The sequence below is a fragment of the Mesorhizobium sp. WSM4847 genome (genome assembly GCF_055811335.1).
This window is the reverse complement of sequence record NZ_JBVVPY010000056.1, coordinates 1-6,488: the sequence shown is the minus strand read 5'-3', so window position 1 is coordinate 6,488 and position 6,488 is coordinate 1. Positions and strand designations below refer to the sequence as shown.

8 protein-coding genes are annotated in these 6,488 nt (G+C 62.4%); 5 read left to right on the top strand and 3 right to left on the bottom strand.

Annotated elements, in window-relative coordinates; genetic code table 11:
• Nucleotides 1-99: 99 nt before the first annotated feature.
• From AC0L28_RS34130 to AC0L28_RS34120, 3 genes are all read right to left on the bottom strand, one after another.
• Nucleotides 100-1,131, bottom strand: a complete 1,032-nt coding sequence (locus tag AC0L28_RS34130; protein WP_023800000.1) for a tetratricopeptide repeat protein — start codon at nucleotides 1,129-1,131, stop codon at nucleotides 100-102.
• A 1-nt stretch (nucleotide 1,132) separates the two neighbouring features.
• Nucleotides 1,133-1,780, bottom strand: a complete 648-nt coding sequence (locus AC0L28_RS34125; RefSeq protein ID WP_091593557.1) for a thiamine phosphate synthase — start codon at nucleotides 1,778-1,780, stop codon at nucleotides 1,133-1,135.
• A gap of 133 nt (nucleotides 1,781-1,913) precedes the next feature.
• A complete protein-coding gene (locus AC0L28_RS34120) occupies nucleotides 1,914-2,843 on the bottom strand; it encodes a DMT family transporter (protein WP_128170774.1) in 930 nt (309 codons plus the stop codon).
• 134 nt (nucleotides 2,844-2,977) lie between these two features.
• On the opposite strand from AC0L28_RS34120, the gene AC0L28_RS34115 reads away from it, so the two are divergent.
• The 5 genes from AC0L28_RS34115 to AC0L28_RS34095 all read left to right on the top strand — a co-directional run bounded on the left by AC0L28_RS34115 (nucleotide 2,978) and on the right by AC0L28_RS34095 (nucleotide 6,312).
• A complete protein-coding gene (locus AC0L28_RS34115) occupies nucleotides 2,978-3,436 on the top strand; it encodes an Lrp/AsnC family transcriptional regulator (RefSeq protein WP_091593435.1) in 459 nt (152 codons plus the stop codon).
• Nucleotides 3,437-3,548: 112 nt separating this feature from the next.
• Nucleotides 3,549-4,319, top strand: a complete 771-nt coding sequence (locus tag AC0L28_RS34110; RefSeq protein WP_287175879.1) for a sulfite exporter TauE/SafE family protein — start codon at nucleotides 3,549-3,551, stop codon at nucleotides 4,317-4,319.
• A 189-nt stretch (nucleotides 4,320-4,508) separates the two neighbouring features.
• Nucleotides 4,509-4,913, top strand: coding sequence for a hypothetical protein (locus AC0L28_RS34105; RefSeq protein WP_023799995.1), 405 nt, complete (start codon nucleotides 4,509-4,511; stop codon nucleotides 4,911-4,913).
• Nucleotides 4,914-5,314: 401 nt separating this feature from the next.
• Nucleotides 5,315-5,845 carry a protease adaptor protein RcdA gene (gene rcdA, locus AC0L28_RS34100; protein WP_128170777.1) on the top strand — a complete coding sequence of 177 codons (531 nt, stop codon included), beginning with the start codon at nucleotides 5,315-5,317 and terminating at the stop codon, nucleotides 5,843-5,845.
• A 116-nt stretch (nucleotides 5,846-5,961) separates the two neighbouring features.
• Entirely contained in the window at nucleotides 5,962-6,312 is a 351-nt protein-coding gene (locus AC0L28_RS34095) for a DUF2200 domain-containing protein (RefSeq protein WP_128170778.1), read from the top strand.
• Nucleotides 6,313-6,488 lie beyond the last annotated feature (176 nt).

Sequence of the window (6,488 nt, the reverse complement as noted above, 5' to 3'; positions counted from 1 at the left end):
GGCAAGAGGGGGAGCGGGCAAGGGGTGGCATGAGAGGAGTGGGGGCGGAGCCATTCCCTCGTCAGCATCCGCTGCCCGGTATTCACTGTCCGTGACGCTTTACGGCAGGCGGTTGGCCTTCTGCAGCAACTGCTTGGTCTGGTCGTCGGTCAGGCCCTGCAGAAAATCGTCCATCTCCGGATCGATCAGTCCGGCGCGCCGTGCGACGACGTACCAGGCGCCGGCAAGGATCGGATCCGGATCGGTGCCGATGCCGCCCATGTAAAGCTTGGCGAGGCGGTTCTGGGCGGCGACATTGCCGCCCTCGGCGGCCTGTTTCATCCAGCCGAAGCCGGACTTCAGGTCGCGGGCGCCACCGCGTCCCTCGATCATCCAGGCAGCGAGATCGATCTGCGCCGTATCGTAGTTCTGCCTTGCTGCCTGCGCCAGCAGGCCGCGCGCCTGGGCATCGTCGCGCAGCTTGCCGCCGACGCCATTGGCATAGACCTGCGCCAACGCATATTGCGCGTCGGCAAGGCCGGTCGCGGCGGCGCGCTGATAATAGGACACGGCCTTTGCGATGCCGGCATCGCCGGGGTCCTGCCGCACCAGCAGCTGCGCGAAATTGAACTGCGCCAGACGGTTGCCGGCCTCGGCGGCGGCCTGCATCAGCGCATAAGCCCCTTTCTCGTCCTTCTTGACGTAGCGGCCGTCGAGCAGCATCAGCGCATATTGGAACTGCGATTCCGGTATCCCCTGCTCGGCGGCAAGCGCGTACCACTTGGCCGCCTCCGCCGCGTCGACCGGCACGCCAAGGCCGCGCGACAATATCTCGGCGATCAACGTCTGCGCCGCCGGATCGCCGTTCTGGGCGCGAACCAGAGCGAGGTTGTAGGCCGTCTTGTAAAGGCCGCGCTGGAAGGCGCCATAGGCAGAATCCGACGGCTTTGCACCGAAGCGGTCGGGATTAATGGCGTCGGCCGACGGCAGCGGCGCCGTGGTGGCGGGCTGCGGCAGCGGCGTGGCGATCGGCTTGTCCGTGCTTGCAGCGGTGTCGGGCTTCGGTTGCGGCAATGGGACGGTTTCCGCCACGGCGACCTGCACCGTGAGCTGCGCAAGCAAAGCACCGAAAAGGATTGTCGGCGCGGGCACGTCAGTCCTCGAAACGCGGCGCGGTTTCGTCGAGCAGCGCGTTGGCGCTGGCGACTGCCATCTTTGGGTCGATGCCCTCGGCAAAGACGGCGCTGGACAGCGCCACGAATTCGGCGCCGGTGGCAGCCACCGCTTCCACCGAAGTGATGTCGGACCCGGCCATGACGATGCAAGGGATCTGGATCACATCCGCCCACCATTGCCCCAGCGACAGGTTGCGTGGGTGCGGCTCCGGCTTGTTGTCGTAGCCGAAGCGGCCGAAGAAGATGTAGTCGGGCCTGAGTTCGCCGAGTTCCAGCGCATCGTCGCGGGTCTTGGCGCCGCCGGTGCCGACCATCATTTTTGCCTGGAAACGCTCGATCGTCTCGGCGAGTTCGGCCTTGCCGGCCTCGACATGAAGGCCATCGGCCTGGACGCGGCCGGCGATGCGGGTGTCGCCGGCAATGATGACAGCGATGCCTGCCGCTTGCGCCGCCGGCACGATCTGTTCGGCGAAGGCCTGGAAGGAGGCTTCGTCCATGTCGTTTTCGGGCAGGATCAGCGAGGCGACGTCGCCGCCCTCGAACGCCGCGCCGATGTGCTCAGCCGGCATGCCGGGCGGCGCGATCAGCACGATGCGGCAGCGATTTGGAGGCGTTGCGTCGTTCATTGGTTTTTGACCCCGGTTTTCGCCTATGCCGGGCGAAGATGGTTGCATTGCGGCATAGAGCAAAGTGCCGGCCTTGAACAGGCGGGCGGCCAGGACCGTTGGCGCATGATTGTCGCACGGCGACGTTGTTGCCTCACTTGATTGCCTGGGTGCTCTCGGCTGGGGTCTTCGATTTCCACAGCGTCCAGCCAAGATTCATGCCGGCGGCGGCGACCAGGATGGCGGCGCCGCCGACCATCTGGGCCGGATGCAGGCGGTGGCCGAAGGCGACGACATCGACCAGGATCGCGACCACAGGGTAGATGAAGGACAGCGACCCCTGCAGATAGGTTGGCAGTTTCTGAATGGCGCCGTACATCAGGATGTACATCAGGCCCGTATGGACGACGCCAAGCGTCGCCAGCATGCTCCAGCTCCACACGTCGGCGGGAAGGTGGGAAAGGTTGGCGAAGGGTGCCAGGATGACGACGCCGACGCAGACCTGGATGAGGGCGATCAGGTGCGGCGACGTGCCTTTGAGCTTCTTGGTGACGATGGCGGCGACGGCCCAGAAGAAAGCCGCACCCAGCGCCATCGCGATGCCGATAAAATAATCCGTGCCGACATTACCTGTATTGGGGCCTGCATCGGAGCCGGCATCAGGCGAGCCTTGCACGATCAGCAGCATGCCGGCGAAGGCGATGCCAAGCCAGGCCAGCTTTGTCAGGGTCAGCCGCTCTGAGAAGAAGAGCGCGCCAAAGCCGACCAGCATGAAGGGCTGCGTGTTGTAAACAGCCGTGGCGATCGAGATCGAGGCGCGGGAAAACGAGCTGAACAGCAGCAGCCAGTTGATGACGATGGCCGCGCCGCCAAGGGCCGCAATCGCCACGATGCGCAGTGACAGCCTGCCGCGCAGCAGCCCCAGGGCAGCGCAGATGATCAGCAGCGTTATAGCGCCGAAGGCGCAGCGCCAGAAGACGACGTCCATGATGGGCTCGCCCGACATGACGACGAACCATCCGATCGTGCCGAGGATCACCATTGCGGCCGTCATTTCGACCGTGCCACGCATCGTGCTGTCCATGAATATTGCCTCTCGAAACGCTGATGGTTGATAATCCCATGCCACATCAGCGCTTTCAATAATTTGAGCCGGGTGATATGCCCGTCGTGCCTAATCAAATAAGGTGAAGACGGCCTTTTCCTTGGGAATGTAAAATGCTGGACGATCTGGACCGACGCCTTCTCGAAAGCCTGATCAAGGATTCGCGAACCTCATTGAAGGAACTGGCCCAGCAGGTAGGACTGTCATCGCCGAGTGTCGCGGAACGCCTGCGTCGGCTGGAGGATCGTGGCGTTATCAGGGCCTTCACCGTCGAAATCGATCCCCAAGCGCTCGGCTACACCTTGCAGGCGATCGTTCGCATCCGGCCCTTGCCGGGCAAGCTGCATATTGTCCAGAAGCTGATCGAGGAGATTCCGGAGTTTGGCGAATGCGACAAGGTGACGGGCGACGACTGCTTTGTTGCCCGGCTGTTCGTGCGCTCGATCGGCGACCTCGACAAGCTTCTCGACCGTATCGCCGACAAGGCCGAAACGAGCACAGCCATCATCAAGGCGCAGCCGATCCGCAGGCGCCCGCCGCCACTCGGCGCAACTGCCTCCTCAAAACCGTGACAGGCCTCAGCACGAACGACCACAGCGTCGTGTGCGCATTTGCAGTCGCGGCGCGAAAGTTTATCGGCTATTCCAGCGTCTACACGCTTTTCCCTCCAACTGCTCCCCGACGATGTCAGGCTTGCTATTCGATCCGTGGTTCTATGCCGCTGCCGTTCCAGCCGTCATCCTGGTCGGTCTGTCCAAGGGCGGCTTTGGCGGCGCGGTCGGTTTCGTCGGCGTGCCGCTGATGGCGCTGGCCATGCCGCCGGTGCAGGCAGCCGCCATCCTGCTGCCCATACTGTGCCTGATGGACGTCGTCTCGGTGTGGACATGGTGGGGGGTCTACGACCGCAAGATGCTTGCGGACATGATGCCGGGGGCAGTGATCGGCATCGGCCTCGGCTGGCTGACCGCGGCGCTGGTGACAGCGGAAATGGTGCGGCTGATCGTCGGCGCCGTGGCGATTATCTTCGTGCTTCGCTGGGTCTATCTACAGGTGCGGCACGGTGCGAGCCACTCGGCCGAGCCCAACCGCGCGGCTGCCGCACTCTGGGGGACGGTCGCCGGCTTCACCAGCTTCGTCGCCCATGTCGGCGGCCCGCCCTTTCAGGTCTATGCGCTGCCGATCCGGCTCGATCCGAAAGTGCTGTCGGGCACCGCCGCAATCTTCTTTGCCGCCACCAACGCGTTGAAGCTTATCCCCTATTTTGCGCTCGGACAGTTCGACACCACCAACCTGACCGCATCGGCGGTTCTGGTACCGCTGGCGCCGCTCTCGACCATCGCCGGCGCCTGGCTGGTGCGGCGGATGCGACCGGAACTGTTCTACCCCTTCACCTATGCGACCGTAGCGGTCGTCGCGGTCAAGCTCCTGTGGGACGGGATCGCCGGCCTTCTCTAGATTGCCAGCCGATGGAAGTTGCCGGCAGCCGAGCCGTCAGCAGCGTCACGGCGGTTTCAGGCGGGCGCGATGCGACATCGTCCAGAAACATTGCCGATGCTAATGCGCCGATGCCGGGGACCCGGTGGCGGGGCGACCGCCTGATCTCAACCCATTCCCATGACGGGAAAAGGCAATTCGGGGCATAACATGCAAAAGGTAGCACGAAACTTCTTCACGCTGGCCGTCTTCTACGCACTCGCCGGGATGGCGCTCGGCCTACAGATGGCGATCAGCAAAGATCATGCGCAGATGCCAACCCACGCCCACATCATGGTGGCCGGATGGCTGATGTCGGCGGTGTTTGCATTCTTCTACCATCTGTTTCCGGCAGTCGCGGAAAAGACGCTTGCCACCGTCCATTTCTGGTTGACGGCAATCAGTGGCACCGGACTGTTGATCGGCCTTTACATCATGCTTGCCGGCAACCCGGCGATCGAGCCGCTGGTGGCAACATCCTCGATGGGCTTTTACGCGGGGCTGCTGCTGTTCGCTTACATCGCGCTGCCGGTGGTGTGGAAAGCCGAACGGCATGCTGAGACGCAAAAGGCCTGAGTCCAAAGGTCTGGGCCCCAAAAAGCCTGGAGTTATTGTGCTGTTACGGCACAGGCGGGCGACGCTTGATCAAAAAATATCCTCGCCGTTAAGGCTTCATTAAGCTTTACAGGCGTTTACTATGCGCATCCAGTGATCTGGATTCTTACCGAGTGGTTGGAGCCACTTTGTTTGACGCCTCCCTGTTAAACTCCTGAGAGCCGCCTTATCCGCGGCTCTTTTTTTTCGGCGACCCGGATTGCCGGTCGCCCGCGCCGCTGCGTCGCCGTTAACCGTTTGTTAAACATGTGCTTGCCTTCACCGGCGGCGAAGCGCATTTTCAAGCCTCGGTCATTTAGGGTGCAGGCGTGGCGGCGATGACGCCGATTCGGCCGGCTGTAAGGCAAGTGCAGGGCGTATCGATGAACGATCCTTCGAAGGGAAGCGCGAAAACCATCAAGCTGGCGGAGCGCCGGGTTTTCTCCCAATCCTTCAAGCCGCTCTACCAGGAAGGCATGGGCCTGGTCGAGCAGGCGGCCGAATATCTGGACGGCAAGGGCCGGGCCGAGGCGAAGAAACTGTCCAGGCTGGCGGCGACGCTCTATGCGGCCGAGTCGATGCGACTGACCACGAGGCTGATGCAGGTCGCCTCCTGGCTGCTTCTGCAGCGCGCCGCGAATTCCGGCGAAATGACTCGCGATCAGGTTGCTTCCGAAAAATCCAAGGTGCGTCTCGACACCGCTTCCGCCAACAACGATGCCGCAGGCTGGGTCGAACTGCCCAAGGATTTTCTTGACCTCATCGACCGCTCGCTGCGCCTGCAGGCACTGGTGCGCCGCATGGACGAGGAAATCTACGGCGGCGCCGTGGCCGAGGCTGCGCCATCCGGCCGCCGCACCAATCCGGTTTTCGACCAGATCACGCTGCTCAACACGGCTTTCGCCCGCGGCTGACAGACTGCTCGATTTCGAAGATGTTCGAAGGCCATCCACACTTTACGATCTTCCCCTGCGATGTCGTGGACGTGATGCCACTTCTTGGCCCCGATCCCGACGCATGAGGGAGTGCCATGACCGAGCATCGAATCTATTCCATGAGCTTTGCCAGCGTCTATCCGCACTATGTCGCCAAGGCAGTAAAGAAAGGCCGCACCAAAGCCGAGGTCGATGAGATCATCCGCTGGCTGACGGGCTACACCCAGAAGCGGCTGGACGCCCAGCTGGGGAAGAAAACCAGCCTGAAGGATTTCTTTGATCAGGCGCCTCAACTGAATCCTTCTCGGAATTTGATCACGGGGGTGATCTGCGGTGTCCGGGTGGAAGACATCGAAGACCCGCTGATGAAGGAAATCCGCTACCTCGACAAGCTGATCGACGAGCTTGCCAGGGGCAAGGCGATGGAGAAGATCTTGCGGAAATGACGCGATCGCACGATCGCATCGACTGCGATCCGACAATGACGCGAACGAGCATCGTGGGGCCGGAAGCGGAACGTTCGCTTTCGGGATGATGGCGCTAGATGTTTGATCCCGGACTTTAATGGCGCATCATTGCCGTCCGAATCAAAGGATGCGCTATGGGACAGGTTCTACACCGC

Bases quoted from the DNA above. Each gene is read 5' to 3' on its own strand.
- AC0L28_RS34125 (WP_091593557.1), bottom strand. From the start codon at position 1,780: ATGAACGACGCAACGCCTCCAAATCGCTGCCGCATCGTGCTGATCGCG.
- AC0L28_RS34120 (WP_128170774.1), bottom strand. From the start codon at position 2,843: ATGGACAGCACGATGCGTGGCACGGTCGAAATGACGGCCGCAATGGTG.
- AC0L28_RS34115 (WP_091593435.1), top strand. From the start codon at position 2,978: ATGCTGGACGATCTGGACCGACGCCTTCTCGAAAGCCTGATCAAGGAT.
- AC0L28_RS34110 (WP_287175879.1), top strand. From the start codon at position 3,549: ATGTCAGGCTTGCTATTCGATCCGTGGTTCTATGCCGCTGCCGTTCCA.
- AC0L28_RS34105 (WP_023799995.1), top strand. From the start codon at position 4,509: ATGCAAAAGGTAGCACGAAACTTCTTCACGCTGGCCGTCTTCTACGCA.
- rcdA (WP_128170777.1), top strand. From the start codon at position 5,315: ATGAACGATCCTTCGAAGGGAAGCGCGAAAACCATCAAGCTGGCGGAG.
- AC0L28_RS34095 (WP_128170778.1), top strand. From the start codon at position 5,962: ATGACCGAGCATCGAATCTATTCCATGAGCTTTGCCAGCGTCTATCCG.